The sequence below is a fragment of the Azospirillum lipoferum 4B genome, assembly GCF_000283655.1.
GTDB classification, from domain to species: Bacteria; Pseudomonadota; Alphaproteobacteria; order Azospirillales; family Azospirillaceae; genus Azospirillum; species Azospirillum lipoferum_C.
Genome location: NC_016624.1, coordinates 380,646 through 397,755 on the forward strand (window position 1 = coordinate 380,646; position 17,110 = coordinate 397,755).

10 protein-coding genes and 5 tRNA genes are annotated in these 17,110 nt (G+C 68.5%); 4 read left to right on the top strand and 11 right to left on the bottom strand.

Annotated elements, in window-relative coordinates:
* Positions 1–769 precede the first annotated feature (769 nt).
* From AZOLI_RS28740 to AZOLI_RS28755, 4 genes are all read left to right on the top strand, one after another.
* Positions 770–2,161, top strand: coding sequence for a CmpA/NrtA family ABC transporter substrate-binding protein (locus tag AZOLI_RS28740; RefSeq protein ID WP_014250175.1), 1,392 nt, complete (start codon positions 770–772; stop codon positions 2,159–2,161).
* 218 nt (positions 2,162–2,379) lie between these two features.
* On the top strand, positions 2,380–3,459 hold the full coding sequence (locus tag AZOLI_RS28745) for an ABC transporter permease (protein ID WP_014250177.1): 1,080 nt from the start codon (positions 2,380–2,382) through the stop codon (positions 3,457–3,459).
* A gap of 11 nt (positions 3,460–3,470) precedes the next feature.
* Positions 3,471–5,135, top strand: coding sequence for an ABC transporter ATP-binding protein (locus tag AZOLI_RS28750; RefSeq protein WP_014250178.1), 1,665 nt, complete (start codon positions 3,471–3,473; stop codon positions 5,133–5,135).
* A 101-nt stretch (positions 5,136–5,236) separates the two neighbouring features.
* Entirely contained in the window at positions 5,237–6,073 is an 837-nt protein-coding gene (locus tag AZOLI_RS28755; RefSeq protein ID WP_014250179.1) for an aldo/keto reductase, read from the top strand.
* Positions 6,074–6,098: 25 nt separating this feature from the next.
* Here AZOLI_RS28755 and AZOLI_RS28760 read toward each other — a convergent pair whose 3' ends face one another.
* The 11 genes from AZOLI_RS28760 to ytfR all read right to left on the bottom strand — a co-directional run bounded on the left by AZOLI_RS28760 (position 6,099) and on the right by ytfR (position 17,030).
* Entirely contained in the window at positions 6,099–9,638 is a 3,540-nt protein-coding gene (locus tag AZOLI_RS28760) for a DEAD/DEAH box helicase (protein WP_014250180.1), read from the bottom strand.
* Between the two features lie 352 nt (positions 9,639–9,990).
* Positions 9,991–10,065 (bottom strand) — tRNA-Val (locus AZOLI_RS28765).
* 29 nt (positions 10,066–10,094) lie between these two features.
* Positions 10,095–10,169 (bottom strand) — tRNA-Gly (locus tag AZOLI_RS28770).
* 4 nt (positions 10,170–10,173) lie between these two features.
* A tRNA-Asp gene (locus AZOLI_RS28775) sits at positions 10,174–10,250 on the bottom strand.
* A gap of 73 nt (positions 10,251–10,323) precedes the next feature.
* Positions 10,324–10,399, bottom strand: a tRNA-Ala gene (locus AZOLI_RS28780).
* Between the two features lie 38 nt (positions 10,400–10,437).
* Positions 10,438–10,524: transfer RNA gene (locus tag AZOLI_RS28785), tRNA-Leu, on the bottom strand.
* A gap of 74 nt (positions 10,525–10,598) precedes the next feature.
* On the bottom strand, positions 10,599–12,272 hold the full coding sequence (locus tag AZOLI_RS28790) for a phospholipase D-like domain-containing protein (protein WP_014250181.1): 1,674 nt from the start codon (positions 12,270–12,272) through the stop codon (positions 10,599–10,601).
* Between the two features lie 108 nt (positions 12,273–12,380).
* Positions 12,381–13,427 carry an aldose epimerase family protein gene (locus AZOLI_RS28795; RefSeq protein ID WP_044553560.1) on the bottom strand — a complete coding sequence of 349 codons (1,047 nt, stop codon included), beginning with the start codon at positions 13,425–13,427 and terminating at the stop codon, positions 12,381–12,383.
* Positions 13,427–14,413 (bottom strand): galactofuranose ABC transporter, permease protein YjfF, encoded by a 987-nt coding sequence (gene yjfF / locus AZOLI_RS28800; RefSeq protein ID WP_014250183.1) that lies wholly within the window; start codon positions 14,411–14,413, stop codon positions 13,427–13,429. The genes AZOLI_RS28795 and yjfF overlap by 1 nt, the downstream gene beginning before the upstream one ends.
* The gene (locus AZOLI_RS28805; RefSeq protein ID WP_014250184.1) at positions 14,410–15,465 is read right to left on the bottom strand and encodes an ABC transporter permease; all 1,056 of its coding nucleotides are present in this window, start codon (positions 15,463–15,465) and stop codon (positions 14,410–14,412) included. The genes yjfF and AZOLI_RS28805 overlap by 4 nt, the downstream gene beginning before the upstream one ends.
* Positions 15,462–17,030, bottom strand: a complete 1,569-nt coding sequence (gene ytfR, locus AZOLI_RS28810; protein ID WP_014250185.1) for a galactofuranose ABC transporter, ATP-binding protein YtfR — start codon at positions 17,028–17,030, stop codon at positions 15,462–15,464. The genes AZOLI_RS28805 and ytfR overlap by 4 nt, the downstream gene beginning before the upstream one ends.
* Between the last annotated feature and the right edge of the window lie 80 nt (positions 17,031–17,110).

Below are 17,110 nucleotides of genomic sequence, written 5' to 3' on the forward strand. Positions count from 1 at the left end.
GCCAAAAAGAAAGGCGTCCGAACGGGCAGTGCCCCTGCCCCGCGAGTGGATCGCGAAGGCGGGCACACACCTGTTCGGACGCCGTTGTCCGGGCGGTTCGTCGTCGAACCAGGGCCGAGTCCGCGCGTCGTCGCGTGGGATCGGCCGATGTTGCGGGCACTGGCGACGTTGCTGGCGCCCGCTGTTGTCTCGCCACTCCCTTCGCAATCCGCGTGCCAATCCCTTCGCAAGCGGACGGTATCGGGAAAAACCCAGCGATTCCGCGGCTTCCCGCGCCATTCCGCACCCGATACCTAGGTGCCTGTTTTTGGATCATCCTTAGGTCTTGCACAAAGGATGACCAAGCGGGTCTGTGTGCGCCGCAAAAATCGGCAGACGGTGCGGTCACCCCGCCGGGTGCTTCATACCTTCCGCCGGGTCATAGCCAGATGAATCAACCGCTCCGGCCCATTTTTCGGCAAAACCCATCCTTTGGCATGAGGCTTGCGAAGAGGGAGGCCAGAGACGCGCCAACGACGGTGCGTGCATCCCAAGCGTCCAATGATGGGCCAGCCCCGGCAGTGTTGCCGACCCCGGTATCGACGGGCCTTTCAACAAGGCTTTTCCGGTCGATCCCGCTGGACGCTTTCGATGGCCAAGGTGCTCCACCACCATCTGCCCGAAAAACAGCCAGTCCGGGATTTGCCCATAAAATCGACACCCAAAATCGTCGATACCGGTGTCGCCCCACCCGACCGCTGGTCCGGATTTCAGAGATGGAGCAACCGACGTGGCCCAAACCTCCCACACCCTTAGCCGCCTTCTCGCATCCGCCGCTGCAGTCATCGCCCTGACCGCAGGCGTCTCTGCCATCGCCGCCCCGCTCGACGTGGAGAAGGACCAGCTGAAGCTCGGCTTCATCAAGCTGACCGACATGGCGCCGCTCGCCATCGCCGCCGAAAAGGGCTTCTTCGAGGATGAAGGCCTGTCGGTGACGCTGGAGCCGCAGGCGAACTGGAAGGTCCTGCTCGACCGCGTGATCTCCGGCGAGCTGGACGGCGCCCACATGCTGGCCGGCCAGCCGCTGGGCGCCACCATCGGCTTCGGCACCAAGGCGCACATCGTCACCGCCTTTTCCATGGACCTGAACGGCAACGGCATCACGCTGTCGAACGACGTCTGGCAGAAGATGAAGGCCAATGTGCCGAAGGGCGCGGACGGCAAGCCGGTCCACCCGATCAAGGCCGACGCGCTGAAGCCGGTGATCGCCCAGTACAAGGCCGAGGGCAAGCCCTTCAACATGGGCATGGTCTTCCCGGTCTCGACCCACAATTACGAGCTGCGTTACTGGCTGGCGTCGGGCGGGATCAACCCCGGCTTCTACAGCCCGACCGACGTGTCGGGCCAGATCGGCGCCGACGCGCTTCTCTCCGTCACCCCGCCGCCGCAGATGCCGGCGACGCTGGAGGCCGGCACCATCTACGGCTACAGCGTGGGCGAGCCGTGGAACCAGCAGGCGGTGATGAAGGGCATCGGCGTCCCCGTCATCACCGACACCGAGATCTGGAAGAACAATCCCGAGAAGGTCTTCGGCGTCACCGACGACTGGGCAAAGAAAAACCCCAAGACCCATCTGGCCGTCGTCAAGGCGCTGATCCGCGCCGCCCAGTGGCTGGACGAGAACAACAACGCCAACCGCGCCGAAGCGGTGAAGATCCTGGCCAAGCCCGAATATGTCGGCGCCGACGCCAAGGTCATCGCCAATTCGATGACCGGCACCTTCGAGTATGAAAAGGGCGACAAGCGCGACGTTCCCGACTTCAACGTCTTCTTCCGCTACAACGCCACCTATCCCTTCTATTCCGACGCCGTCTGGTACCTGACCCAGATGCGCCGCTGGGGCCAGATCGCCGAGGCCAAGCCGGATGCCTGGTACGACGAGACCGCGCGCAAGGTCTACAAGCCCGACGTCTATCTCCAGGCCGCCAAGCTGCTGGTCGAGGAAGGCAAGTCGAAAGAGGCCGATTTCCCGTGGAAGAGCGACGGCTACAAGCCGGTCGACAACGGCTTCATCGACGGCATCCCCTATGACGGCCGCAAGCCGAACGACTACCTCGCCAAGCAGCCCATCGGCCTGAAGGGCGACCAGAAGGTCGAGGGCGGTCAGGTGGTTGGGGGCTGAGCAGCATTGCCCCCACCTGCCCAATCCTCCCTCTCCCCCGCTCACGCGCAAACGAAGTTTGCGCTGACGCGACAGGCGGACCCCTGGTCCGCCGAAAGCGGGGAGAGGGTCGGGGTGAGGGGGATCCGCTTCGAGGATCTCTTCGGCTGCGCCGAACCCCCTCATCCTAACCTTCTCCCCAGGGGGGAGAAGGGACCTTGCCGAAGGGACACCCCGCCATGACCAGCCTGACCGACACCTCCGCCGACCTCGCCCGCGCCCAGCGCAAGGCCCGCCGCACCCACACCCTGAACCGCATCTCCTCCGCCCTGAACACCGTCGGCCTCGGCTGGCTGGCGCCGCTGCTGCGGCTTGCCGCCGGCGAGAATCCGCGCCAGCAGGGCCTTGAGCTGTGGCGCCAGATGGGCATTCCGCTGACCGCCATCCTGCTGTTCCTCGCCGCCTGGGGCTGGGCCGCCCCGCAGGTGCAGACCAGCCTCGGCGCCATCCCCGGCCCGGCCCAGGTGTGGGAGCAGGCGACGAACCTCTACGCCGACCACAAGGCCGAACGCGCCAAGGAAGCCGCCTTCTACGACCGGCAGGCCAAGCGCAACGCCGAGATCCTGGCGAAGGACCCGGCGGCGGAGGTCAAGACCCGCCCCTATGCCGGCAAGCCGACCTACCTCGACCAGATCGTCACCAGCCTGAAGACCGTCTTCACCGGCTTCCTGCTGGGCGCGCTGGTGGCGGTGCCGCTGGGCGTGGCGAGCGGCCTGTCGCCGACCGTCAACGCCGCGATCAACCCGCTGATCCAGATCTTCAAGCCGGTGTCGCCGCTGGCCTGGCTGCCGCTGGTCACCATGGTGGTCAGCGCCACCGTGTCGGGCAACGACCCGCTGTTCGAGAAGTCGTTCCTGACCTCCGCCATCACCGTCACGCTGTGTTCGCTGTGGCCGACGCTGATCAACACGGCGGTCGGCGTGTCCTCCATCGACCGCGACCTGATGAATGTCGGCAAGGTGCTGCAGCTGTCCGGCTTCACCATGGTGCGCCGCCTCGTCCTGCCCTCGGCCCTGCCCTACATCTTCACCGGGCTGCGGCTGTCGCTGGGCGTGGGCTGGATGGTGCTGATCGCCGCGGAGATGCTGGCCCAGAACCCCGGCCTCGGCAAATTCGTCTGGGACGAGTTCCAGAACGGCTCCTCCAACTCGCTCGCCAAGATCATGGTGGCGGTCTTCACCATCGGCCTGATCGGCTTCCTGCTCGACCGCGTGATGCTGGCGCTGCAATCCGCCGTCAGCCACAGCCCCGCCCGCTAAGGAGACCAGCCATGGCGATCCTGGACCTGAAGGGTGTGTCGAAGTCCTATGGCGGTACGCAGGTGCTGCGCGACATCGACCTGTCGATCGAAGAGGGCGAGTTCGTCGCCATCGTCGGCTTCTCCGGCTCCGGCAAGTCGACGCTGATCAACCTGATCGCCGGGCTGGCGATGCCGGACGCCGGCGAGGTGCTCTATCGCGGCAAGCCGGTGACCGGCCCCGGCCCGGAGCGCGGTCTGGTCTTCCAGTCCTATTCGCTGATGCCCTGGCTCAGCGTGAAGGAAAACGTCGCGCTGGCCGTCGACGCCGTCCACAAGGCCAAGCCGTCGGCCGAGCGCGGCGTGCTGACCCGCCGGGCGGTGGAGACGGTCGGCCTCGGCCACGCCACCGACCGCCGGCCGAAGGAGCTGTCGGGCGGCATGCGCCAGCGCGTCGGCTTCGCCCGCGCGCTGGCCATGAGCCCGGAGATGCTGCTGCTGGACGAGCCGCTCTCCGCTCTCGACGCGCTGACCCGCGCCAAGCTGCAGGACGAGATCGAGGCGATCTGGCGCAAGGACCGCAAGACCGTCATCCTCATCACCAACGATGTGGACGAGGCGATCCTGCTGGCCGACCGCATCATCCCGCTGACCCCCGGTCCGAACGCCACGCTCGGCCCCGCCTTCACCGTCGATCTGCCACGCCCGCGCGACCGCACCGCCGTCAACCATGACGAGGATTTCAAGCGCCTGCGCGCCGAGATCACCGCGTACCTGATGAAAGTCGGCGTCGCCCGCGGCACCGGCGGCGATGACGGCCTCACCCTGCCCGACGTGAAGCCGATCACCGCCTCGCCCCCGCCCAAGGCCTATATCGAGGCGATGGGCGGGCGCGGTATGGAGGACCGCTATCTCGAATTCACCCGCCTGACCAAGACCTTCGCCACGCCGAAGGGGCCGCTGACCGTGGTGGACGGCTTCGATTTGAAGATGCGCAAGGGGGAGTTCGTCTCGCTGATCGGCCATTCCGGCTGCGGCAAGTCCACCGTGCTGTCGATGGTCGCCGGCCTTGCCGACATCACCAGCGGCGGCATCATCCTGGATGGCAAGGAGGTGGACGGCGCCGGTCCCGACCGCGCCGTGGTGTTCCAGGCCCCCAGCCTGTTCCCCTGGCTGACCGCCTATGAAAACGTCATGCTCGGCGTCGACCGCGTCTTCCCCCATGCGAACAAGGGCGAGCGCGCCGACATCGCCCGCTATTACCTCGCCCGCGTCGGACTCGGCGACAGCATGGACAAGAAGGCGGCGGAGCTGTCCAACGGCATGAAGCAGCGCGTCGGCATCGCCCGCGCCTTCGCCCTGTCGCCCAAGCTCCTGCTGCTCGACGAGCCCTTCGGTATGCTCGACAGCCTGACCCGCTGGGAGTTGCAGGAGGTGCTGATGGAGGTGTGGGCGCGCACCAAGGTGACGGCGGTCTGTGTCACCCACGACGTGGACGAGGCGCTGTTGCTGGCCGACCGGGTGGTGATGATGACCAACGGCCCCAACGCCAAAATCGGCCATGTCCTGACCGTCGACATCCCCCACCCGCGCACCCGGCAGGCCCTGCTGGAGCACCCGCGCTATTACGACTACCGCGAGGAGCTGCTGAACTTCCTGGAAGGCGGCCATGCCGGAGTGCCGAAGAAGGCGGCCTGAGCCGCTTCCATCTTCCGGAAATCCCACCGAATAGGCATTGGACAAGCTGGCCCCGCGGGGCCAGCTTGTTGTTTTTCGGGATGACGGACGAGGGATCGAAGATGAAGCGCGTGACCCTGCCGGACGGCTCCGACGTTCCGGCTCTCGGCCAGGGCACCTGGATGATGGCGGAGGGGCGCGGCGACCGTGCCGCGGAGATCGCCGCCATCCGGGCCGGCATCGACCACGGCATGACCCTGATCGACACCGCCGAGATGTACGGCGACGGCGCCTCGGAGGAGCTGGTGGGCGAGGCCATCGCCGGCCGGCGCGACGGGCTGTTCATCGTCACCAAGGTTCTGCCCAGCAATGCCTCGCGCATCGGCACGGTGAAGGCCTGTGAGCGCAGCCTGAAGCGGCTGAAGATCGACCGCATCGACCTCTACCTGCTGCACTGGCGCGGCGGCGTGCCGCTGGAGGAGACGGTCGAGGCGTTCGAGCTGCTGCGCGAGGCCGGCAAGATCGCCCGCTGGGGCGTGTCGAACTTCGACGTCGACGACCTGGAGGAGTTGGCGGAGGTCACCGACCTGCACGGTTGCGCCGTCAATCAGGTGCTCTACAACCCCGAACACCGGGGCATCGAATATGATTTGCTGCCCTTCCAGCACACTGCGCGCATGCCGGTGATGGCCTATTCCCCCATCGGCCAGGGCGGCCGCCTGCTGCGCTCCCCCGCATTGCTGGCGGTGGCGAAGCGGCACGGCACGACCCCGGCCCAGGTGGCGCTGGCCTGGGCGTTGCGCCAGCAGGGCGTGATCGCCATTCCCAAGGCCGGAACCACGGCGCACGTCCTCCAAAACGCTGTAGCCGTCAAGCTGACCCTGACCGGGGAGGACATCGCGGAGATCGACAGGGCCTTCCCGCCGCCGAAGCGCAAGCAGCCGCTGGCGATGATCTGACGGCGGGCATCCTCACCCGCCGTCCTCACCCGTCGATCGGCGCCAGCAGGAAATCCAGATCGTCGGCGGTCAGCAGATCCTCCGCCGTCCGGTCCTGGTCGTAGACCGCTTCGCCCAGCCGGCGCTTGCGCTCCTGAAGCTGGACCATGCGTTCCTCCACCGTGCCGGCGGTGACCAGCTTGTAGACGAAGACGGGCTTGTCCTGGCCGATGCGGTGGGCGCGGTCGGTCGCCTGGTCCTCCACCGCCGGGTTCCACCACGGGTCGTAATGGATCACCGTGTCAGCGGCGGTCAGGTTCAGCCCGGTGCCGCCGGCCTTCAGGCTGATGAGGAACAGCGGCACCTCGCCGGCCTGGAAGCGCCTGACCGGCGTCTCGCGGTCCCTGGTGTCGCCGGTCAGCTCGACGAAGGGGATGGCGAGCCGGTCCAGCTCCGGCCGGATCAGGTCGAACATCGAGGTGAACTGCGAGAACAGCAGGATGCGCCGACCATCGGCCAGCAGCTCCGGCAGCATCTCCAGAAGCCGGTCCAGCTTGGCCGAGGACGCACCCTTCGCCACGCGCTTGCGGGCACTCTCCAGCTTCACCAGCCGCGGGTCGCAGCAGACCTGCCGCAGCTTCAGCAGCGCGTCGAGGATGGTGATGTGGCTGCGCGCCAGCCCCTTGCGCGCCACCTCCTCGCGCACGCGCCTGTCCATGGTCAGGCGGATGGTCTCATAAAGGTCGCGCTGGCTGTCGCCAGGCTCCACCGTCTCGACGATCTCGGTCTTCGGCGGCAGTTCCGAGGCCACCTGCTCCTTGGTCCGGCGCAGCAGGAAGGGGCGGACCCGGCGGGCCAGCACGCGCTGGCGCTCGGCGTCGCCATGCTTCTCGATGGGGGTGCGGAAGAGCCGGCGGAAGCCGGTGCGGTCGCCGAACAGCGAGGGCATGCTGACCGCGAACAGCGCCCACAGCTCGTCCAGATTGTTCTCCACCGGGGTGCCGGTCAGGCACAGGCGCTGGCGCGCCTCCAGGGCCTGCGCCGCCTTGTAGGACTGGCCGGCGGGGTTCTTCAGATACTGCGCCTCGTCGAAGATCGCCATGTGCCAGGGCTGGGCCGTCAACACCTCGCGGTCGCGCGGCAGCAGCGCATAGGAGGTCACGACCAGATCCTGGTCGGCCAGCGACCCATGGGCCTCCTTGCGCTGCGGCCCGTGCAGAATCACCGTGCGCAGGGTCGGGGCGAAGCGCTGGACCTCCGCCCGCCAGTTGCCGAGCACGCTGGTCGGCGCGATCAGCAGGCTCGGCCGGTCGAGCCGACCCGCCTCCTTCTCCGCCATCAGGTGGGCCAGCGCCTGCAGGGTCTTCCCCAGCCCCATGTCGTCGGCCAGGATGCCGCCGAAGCCATGGGCGCCCAGGAACTGCAGCCAGTCGAGCCCCGCCTGCTGGTATGGGCGAAGGGTGGCGTGCAGCCCCTGCGGCGGCGCCACCGCCGGCACGCCGCCCGCCTCGCGCAGGGCCCTGGCCATCGCGCGCACGGCGTCGGCGCCCAGCAGCGGAATGCCCGCCGCCGCCGCCGCATCCTCCAGCGCCGACAGGTCGCCCAGATGGGAGCGGCCGATCCGCAGTTCCCCGCCGCCGGGCTGCAGGCCGAACAGCTCCATCAGCACGCCGATCATCGGCTTCAGCCGCTCCACCTCCAGCGGGATGTAGCGGCTGTCGTCGATCCGCACGAACATCGTCCCGGACGGAGCCAACTGCTCCAGCACCGCTTCCAGGCCCGGCGTCCCCCCGTCCGCCCCGTCATTCTCCCGGCCGTCGTCGTCCAGGAATTCCTCACCGATCAGGTACGGATCGATCCGGGCGAGCGCATCGATCACCTCGCGCAGGATCGGCAGCAGGTCGATCCGCTGCCCGCCGATATCGACACCCAGCGACAGGCTGAACCAGTCGATGCCGGAGCCGTCCCCGACCTCGAACGCCCAATCCTTCGGCGCCTCCAGAACCTCGAAGGGAAATTTCGGATCGACGTCGACGGTCCAGCCGGCAGCCTTCAGTTCGGGCAGCACAGAATGGCAGAAGGCCAGCCAGATCGACCGCTCGTCGAACTCGTCGCCGGGCGCGGCGAACAGCTCATCCCGGACCAGCGGGCCGCCGCCGACGCTGAGCGGCAAAGGCGGCAGGTCGAGGCCGGCGTCCTTCAGTCGCTTGACCGCCTTCTTCTCCTCCGCCGGACGCCGCTCGGCGGTGACGAGGATGCCGTCCTCCATCCATTGCAGCGGCGGCCCGCCCCGCTTCCAATGCAGGCGGGTGCCGGCATAGTCGAACTGCAGGTCGGCGACCGCGATTTCCGGAGCTGCCGTGATCCCATAAGGCGAGTAGCCATAGGCCGAAGGATGGAAGCCATACAGTCCCGCAGGCCGCGCCACCCCCAGCCGAAGCACCGGCCGGGGCAGGACGCGGCGGCGCTCCGCCCGAGCCGGGGGAACCGGCAGCACCGGCAGGCGGTCGCCGAGCCGCTCCGCTTCGGCCCGGAAGGCGGCGACCTCCCCCGGCGGCAGCGGCGGGGCCGCCAGCAGCGCGGCCGCGACGTGCGGAGACACCGCCGCCGCCTCGACCGGGCCGCAGGCGGCCTTTGCCGGATCGACATAGAGCAGCGGCACGGTCGGCAGCACGACCGGCGGCGGAGCATCGCCGGACGCCGGCTCTATCGCGACGGCGAAGCGCTGGTTGCCGGCGCCGTCGGTCTCCCAGCGCGGCGTGCCGGACAAGGCGTCGCCGGGACGCAGCGGCTCGCCGTTGCGGAAATCCTGCCAATAGAGCCGCCCGGTGCGCAGCATGCGCTCGATCAGCCAGGGAGCGGTGTCGGGCGGCAGCAGAAACCCTTGCGAAACGGTCTGTCCGTTGCGCGAAACCGCCTTCAGCAGTTCGTGGTCGGCCGGAGTGACGAACTTGGCCGTGGCCAGGGTGTTGAACTGATAGGAATCATACGATTTGTCGTCGTTGGAGAACTGGCCGTCCTTGCGCAGGGTGACGGACATGATGCGGAGCAGCAGACCCCGCTCGCCGGGTCGCGGCTCGCCGACATTCAGCACATAGAGCAGCCGCTTGCGCACCGTGTCGGCATACCGGTCCGCGCCGTCGCGCAAGGCCGCCGCCGTCAGCCGCGACAGCAGGTCCCGCACCGGCGCCGAAAGTCCGGGGTCCGCCGCAGCCGCCTGTTGCTGAACGGCGGCTGCGGTCCGCACCGGCAGCGGTGCCGGCGCCCGTACCGGCGGGGCGGGCGGCAGCCTGCGGGAACGCTCGTCCCAGGCCAGCATCGCCGCGACGACATGCTTGCAATTGTAGCCCACCGGACAGTCGCAGTTGCCGTCCAGTGCGCGCAGCACGCCGTGGACGAGTTCGACGACGATCTCCTGCCGATAAAGCGCACGCCCCGATCCCCGCACCGCCGAGGTCACGGTCCAGTCATCGCCGGCCCCACGTTCCGCCTCGACCTGCTTGACGCGGCCGTCGCGCCAATATTGCCGGCCCCGCTCGAAAGCACCGGGCTCGGTCAGGCGGCGAAGGTCGGAAAGGTCGAACACGGGGCACGTCTCCTGTGGACCGCCGGGAGGTCTCCGGAACGGACGGGCGGCAGCTGGAAGTGGCGCATTATCGGCAGCCGGCCCCCCGGCCGCAAGCCGGGGCACGTCATTGCAAACCGCACCAGGTTTCCGGAGGGACACGACCATCGGGAAGTCCTCGGCGATCACCCCGCCGCGGCTCATGCACTGGCCAGCCCCGTGCACCCGACCGCGCTTTCGCGCACCATGAATACAGGGCCAACGGGCTGGATGGAATGCGGCGGATTGCCGGGCGTCGACCATTCCGCAAGATGGCTCTTGCCAGGGCCCAAAATGGTCGAGGCCCCAAGGGGTTGCCTTGGAGCCTCGTGAATGGTGGTCCCGACTGGGATTGAACCAGTGACCCCTACGATGTCAACGTAGTGCTCTCCCGCTGAGCTACGAGACCACGGGAACCTGAAACTGTCGCTCCAGTAATGGAGCGGGCGAAGGGATTCGAACCCTCGACCCCAACCTTGGCAAGGTTGTGCTCTACCCCTGAGCTACGCCCGCAAAGTGGCGCGAGTGACGGGACTTGAACCCGCGGCCTCCGGCGTGACAGGCCGGCGCTCTAACCAACTGAGCTACACCCGCGCTGAGGAGCGGCGCCTTTTACAAGACATCACCCCGATAGACAAGACCTAAACTCTACCCAAACCTTCAGAAGTGGTGGAGCCAAGGAGGATCGAACTCCTGACCTCTACAATGCCATTGTAGCGCTCTCCCAGCTGAGCTATGGCCCCACTATACTTCTGCTACCCTTCACCAACACTTGGAGTGTTGGTGCGCTTGGAGGGACTCGAACCCCCACGGCCTTTCAGCCACTAGGACCTGAACCTAGCGCGTCTACCAATTCCGCCACAAGCGCTTTCCCCGCACCGCGTTGGGCGCCGCGGGGAGCGCTTATGTAGCGGGATGGACCGCGCCCCGCAAGCAGAGAATTCACTCTCCGCGCATTTTTTTCCGGCGCCCATTCCGGCGGGCCAGAAGGGCCAGTCCGACCCCCAGCGCAGCACCCGCGGCGATCCCGGCACCGATCCGCCATGCCGTCCGGTTCACGTCGCCGAACAGCGTCACACCGCGCAGGATGGTCTCCGCCATCGGCTCCGGCCGGTCGGGGTCGAGCAGGCGTTCGTCCACCAGAGCCACCTCCGCCTCGCTCAGCGGTTCCGGCTCCAGCGGACAGAGCGAGCGGCCGGACGCGCGCATCAGCCGGTCGACGGTGGCGGTCAGCGAGCCGGTGCCCTCCTCCATCCGCTCCACCTCCGCCACCGCCACGCCCAGATGCTCCGCCATCAGCCGCGTGCGGACGGAACGGATGGCGCGGCAGTTCTCCGACTCCTCCTCGCGCTCGCCGGGCGGACAGTCGATGGCGAGGTCGCATTCGGTGTCCAGCCCCAGGGAGCGGTTGTTGATGTTGGACGATCCCACCCGCAGGAAGCGGTCATCCACCACCAGAACCTTGGCATGGACATAGATGCCCTGCCCGCCCTCGGTCACCGGGGCCAGGATGCGGAAGCGCCCGTGGGGATCGGCCTCGCGCAGGCGCCCGACCAGCAGCGTGCGGGCGCTGCCCATCGCCTCCTCCTCCACCCAGCCGGGGGCGCGTTCCGGGTTGACGACCACGATCTCCGGCCCGTCCGCCTCCGACAGACGGGCGGCGATGGCGCCGACGATGCGCTGCGAGGCGAAATACTGGCTTTCCAGATAGATGAACCGCCGGGCCGCGGCGATGGCGGCCAGATAGAGCGCCTCGATCTCGCGCACGCCGCGCTTGCCGGTCTTGTCCCGTCCTTCATCATCCGCCATCGGGTCGGTGCGGGCGATGGCGACGGGAATGTCGCGGAAGTCGGGCTCCAGGTCCTCCGGCCAACGGGCCTCGGTCGGCGGCGGCGGGAGCAGCGCCTCGCCGGTGGCCCGGCGCCAGCGCTCCCGCGCCAGTTCGCCCAGCGCCCGCGCCGCCTCGCCGTCGACGGCGGTGGTCACGTCGTGGAAGGGGCCATAGGGCTCGCCGCTCGGCCGCATGCGGCGGGGATCGCCGTCGCGGTGGTCGGGGGTGTCCCAGCGGTCGGTGGTCATGTCGATGCCGCCGCAAAAGGCCAGCGCATCGTCGATGATGGCGATCTTCTGGTGATGGCAGGCGCCGGGCGGATGGGCGGAATCCAGACGGAAGCGCAGGCGCCGGCTGCTCAGCCAGTCCAGCAGGACCAGCGGCGTCCGGCCGCGGAACGGCATCTTCAGGACCGCCAGATCCCATTTCAGCACATTGATGGTCAGCTCCGGCCGCGTCCGGACGATCCAGGACAGGAAGTCGCCCAGTTCGTTCGGCACGTCCGGAATCGGGTCCTCCGGTTCCAGCTTGATCCGGGTGTCGAAATCCCAGCCGATCAGCATCACCGTGTGGCGGGCGCCGAGGATGGCCTCCTTGATCCGGGCGAAATAGGCGGCGGCGTCGATGATGACCGCCATCCGGTCCGCCTTCGCCACGCGCCAGCAGGTCCGGCCGGGCACCAGGATCGGTCCCGCCGGGATTTGGCCAGTCGGGATTTGGCCAGTCGGGATTTGGCCGGTCGGATAAACGGGGCTTGGGCGGGCGGCGTCCGGCGTCGCAGCCATGTCGACCTTTCCTTCCGGCATGCATGGGGTTTGGCGATGGCAGCAGCGGAGCCGCTGCCGTGCCTTCGATGAACCCCGCAAACCGGTGGACGGTTCCCCGCTTTCCGCTCAGCCCGCCCGGAATCGCAGCTGCATGCGGTGCCGGTATGTCTCGCCGGGGTCCAGCCGGGCCGACGGGAAATGGCCGATGTTGGGGCTGCCGGGAAAACGCTGGCTTTCCAGCGCCAGCCCGGCGAAGCGCCGATAAGGCTGCCCGCCCTTTCCCACCACCTGCTCGCTGAGATAGCCGCCGGTATAGACCTGCAGGCCCGGCTGGTCGGTCGCCAGCTCCATCCGCCGGCCGCTGCCCGGATGCTCCAGCACGGCCACCGGGCGCAGTTCCCCCGCCGGCCCCTCCAGGCACCAGTTGTGGTCGAAACCGAAACCGCCGACCGCGTCCAAAGCCTCGCCCAGCCGCACCCCGCCGCGCCCCACTTCACCGCGCAGGTCGAAGGGGGTGCCGTCCACCGGCCGCACCTCCCCCGTCGGAATCAGGTCGGCGCCGACCGGCGTGGTGAAACCGCCGCGCACCGTCAGCCGATGGTCGCGAAGATCGCCCGAGGCATGTCCCCCGAGGTTCCAGTAGCTGTGATGGACAAGGTTGACGATGGTCGGCCGGTCGGTCGTCGCCGTCATGCGGATGTCGAGCACGCCGTCGTCGGTCAACCGGTAGCGTGTCGTCGCCGTCAGCGTTCCGGGATAGCCCTGGTCACCGTCCGGCGAGACGAGCGTGAAGGTGACGGCGTTCTCCGCCTCCTCCACCGTCGCATCCCAAATCCGCCGGTCGAAGCCCTCCGGCCCGCCATGCAGCTGGTTCGGCGGCTCGTTGACGGCCAGTTCATGGCGCACGCCGTCCAGCGTGAAGGCCGCTCCGCCGATGCGGTTGCCATAGCGGCCGCAAGTCGCGCCGAAATAGGCGTCGCTCGCCAGATAGTCGGCCACCCGGTCGAAGCCCAGCACCACGTCGGCGACGGTCCCGTCCTGGCCGGGCACCGTCATCCGCACCAGCCGGGCGCCATGGGCGATCACCGTCGCCTCCAGCCCGCCGGCGGAGAGGGTGAAGCCCTCCACCGGACGGCCCTCGACCGTATCGAACAGGAAACTCTCGATGGGCATCACGCCTCCGCCGGTTCGCCGCCGCGGCCGGCCCAGACCGTCAGCAGACCCTTCTGCAACAGGATGAAGACGAACAGCAGAACACCGATGGCGATCTTGGTCCACCAGCTGCTCAAGGTGCCGTCGAAGGTGATGTAGGTCTGGATCAGCCCCTGGATCAGCACGCCGACGAAGGTGCCGACGACATAGCCGTAACCGCCGGTCAGCTGGGTGCCGCCGATCACCACCGCGGTGATGGTGTCCAGCTCCACCCCCGTCGCCGCCAGCGAATAGCCCGCCCCGGTGTAGAGCGAGAAGACGATCCCCGCCAGCCCGGCCAGCAGACCCGACAGCCCATAGACCGCCACCGTCGTCCGCCCCACCGGCACACCCATCAGCTCCGCCGACTGGCGGTTGCCGCCCAGCGCATAGAGGTTGGCGCCGAAGCGGGTCCAATGCGCCAGCACCACCGCGGCGACCACCACCCCCAGCATCAGCAGGGCCGGCAGGCTCAGCTTCAGCCCGAAATCGAAGCGCAGCGCCATGTCGTTCAGCTCGCCATAGAGCGGGTGGTTGATCGGCACCGAATCGGTGGTCAGGACGAAGCCCAGGCCGCGGGCGATGAACATGCCGGCCAGCGTGACGATGAAGGGCGGCATCTGGAAGACATGGATCACCCCGCCCATCGCCGCCCCGAAGCCGCCGGCGGCGATCAGCGCCATGGCGAAGGCAGGGACGGGGTGCCAGCCGCCATGCTCTATCAGCACGGCCAGCAGCACGGTGGTGAAGCCGATCACCGCGCCGACCGACAGGTCGATCCCGCCCGACAGGATGACGAAGGTCATGCCGACCGCGGTGATGCCGAGAAAGGCGTTGTCGGTCAAAAGGTTGCCCACCACCCGCCAGGAGGCGAAGTTGGGGAACTGCGCCGCGCAGATCAGGAATCCCACCACCAGCACCGCGGTGGTGACGATCAGCGGAAGGAACCGCTGGAGTGCTCCGGTCATGATTTCGCCCCTCCGCTCTTCGGCGCAACCGGCGGCGCAACCGGCGGCTTGACCGCACCCGTCGGCTGCGCGCCCTTGGGGCGCGGCAGGAACAGGGTCAGCGTCGGCGACTGCAGCAGCAGGACGACCATCAGGACGCCCGCCTTGACGATCAGGTTGAATTCCGGCTTGAAGCCGCTCAGCAGGATGCCGGTGTTCATCGCCTGGATGATCAGCGCCCCCACCACCGACAGCACCAGCCCGAAGCGCCCGCCGAGCAGAGAGGTGCCGCCGACCACCACCGCCAGGATGGCGTCCAGCTCCAGCCACAGCCCGGCATTGTTGGCGTCGGCGCCGCGGATGTCGGCGGTGACAATCAGCCCGGCCACCGCCGCGCACAGCCCGCACCAGACATAGACGGCGACCAGCACCACCGGCGTGTTGACGCCGGCCCCGGCGCTGGACAGCCGGTTGACGCCGACCGCCTCGATCATCAGCCCCAGCGCCGTCGCCCGCACCAGCAGCGCCGTCACCGCCAGCACGACGACGGTGAGGACCACCGGCATCGGCACGGTCAGGAAGGATCCGCTGCCGATGAAGGCCAGCGCCGGGCTGGTGAAGGTGACGATCTGCCCCTCGGTCACCAGCTGGGCGATGCCGCGGCCGGCGACCATCAGGATCAGGGTGGCGATGATCGGCTGGATGCGCAGAACCGCCACCAGCAGCCCGTTCCACAACCCGCACAGCAGCCCGGCGGCAAGCGACGCCGCCAGCACCGCCGGCAGGCTCCAGCCCGCCCCGGTCATGGTGGCGGCGATGGCGCCGGAGATCGCCATGACCGCACCCACCGACAGGTCGACGCCGCGGGTGGCGATGACCATCGTCATGCCGATGGCGAGCAGCGCCACCGGGGCGCCGCGGTTCAGCACGTCGATCAGGCTGCCGAACAGCCGGCCGTCCTGCAGGCGGATGGCGAAGAAATCGGGGAACAGCAGCCAGTTGGCCAACAGCACGACGAGCAGCGCGCCATATTGCGGCAGATTGCGCGCCGGACCGGGAGCGGACAGCGTCATTGCCGCACCTCCACATTCGGCGTCTCCGACGCAATGGTATTCGGCGTCTCCGACGCAATGGCGGCGACGATGCGCTCCACGCTGACCTCCCCTCCCCTCAGTTCCGCCACATGGCGGCGGTCGCGCAGCACGACGACGCGGCGGCTGTAGGCGACGATCTCCTCCAGCTCCGACGACACCACCAGCAGCGCCATGCCGTCGGCGCACAGCCGCTCGATCAGGCGGATGATCTCGGCATGCGCGCCGACGTCGATGCCGCGCGTCGGCTCGTCCAGGATCAGCAGCCGCGGCTCGGTCGCCAGCCAGCGCGCCAGCAGCGCCTTCTGCTGGTTGCCGCCCGACAGCAGCTGGATCGGCCGCTCGGCGTCCGGCGTGCGGATATCGAGCAGGCGGATGAAGCGGTCGGCGATCTCCTCCTGCCGGCGGCGCGGGATCGGCTTCAGCCAGCCCTGCCGCGCCTGCAAGGCGAGGATGATGTTCTCGCGCACCGACAGCTCGCCGACGATGCCCTCCTTCTTGCGGTCCTCCGGACAGAAGCCGAAGCCGAGCCGTACGGCGTCGCGCGGCCCCGTCAGCCGCGCCAATCGGCCATCGACCGTCGCCTCGCCCTGGTCGGCGCGGTCCATGCCGAAGACCAGCCGCACCGTCTCCGTCCGTCCCGATCCCAGCAGCCCGGCCAGTGCCACCACCTCGCCGGGGCGGATGTCGAGGTCGAAGGGTTCGACGCTGCGCGACTTGCCGAACCCCTTGAAACTGGCGAGCGGCGGCCGGGTGTCGATCTCCTCCGGGCCGAGGTCGATGCGGTGCGCCGCCTCCTCCAGCTCCCGCCCCAGCATCATGGCGACGAGGTCGAGGCGCGGCAGGTCGGCCGTCCGCCGCTCCCCCACCAGCCGGCCGTTGCGCAGCACGGTGATGCTGTCGCAGACCTCATAGACCTGATCGAGGAAATGGGTGACGAAGACGATGCCGATCCCGCGCGACCGCAGGGTCCGCATCACCTTGAACAGCACCGCCACCTCCTGCGCGTCCAGGCTGGCGGTTGGCTCGTCCAGGATCAGCACCTTGGCCGACATGTCGACCGCGCGGGCGATGGCGACGATCTGCTGCGTCGCGACCGAGAAGCGCCCGAGCGGCGCCGTCACGTCGATGGACAGGCCATAGGGCATCAGAATGGCCCGCGCCCGCCGCCGCATGGCGCCGCGGTCGACCAGCCCCCAGCGCATCGGCTGGCGCCCCAGGAACAGGTTCTCCGCCACCGACAGGTTGGGCAGCAGGTTCACCTCCTGATAGACGGTGCCGATGTGCAGGCGCTGCGCCTCCTCCACGCCACGCGGCGCAATCTCCCGCCCCTCCAGCGCCACGGTGCCGCCGTCGCGCTGGTAGACGCCGGTCAGCGTCTTGATGAGCGTCGATTTACCGGCGCCGTTCTCGCCCAGCAGCGCGTGGATCTCGCCATGGCGCAGCGTGAAATCGACACCGTCGAGCGCCTGCACGCCGAGAAATGCCTTCGACAGCCCGCGGATCGCCAGCAGCGGAGCGGAGGGAGGAGCGGTTGACGCCGTCATGACGGACCTCGGCGGATGCGCGGAAGAAACATGTGAAGAATCCCCTCTCCCCCCCCGGGGAGAGGGTTAGGGTGAGGGGG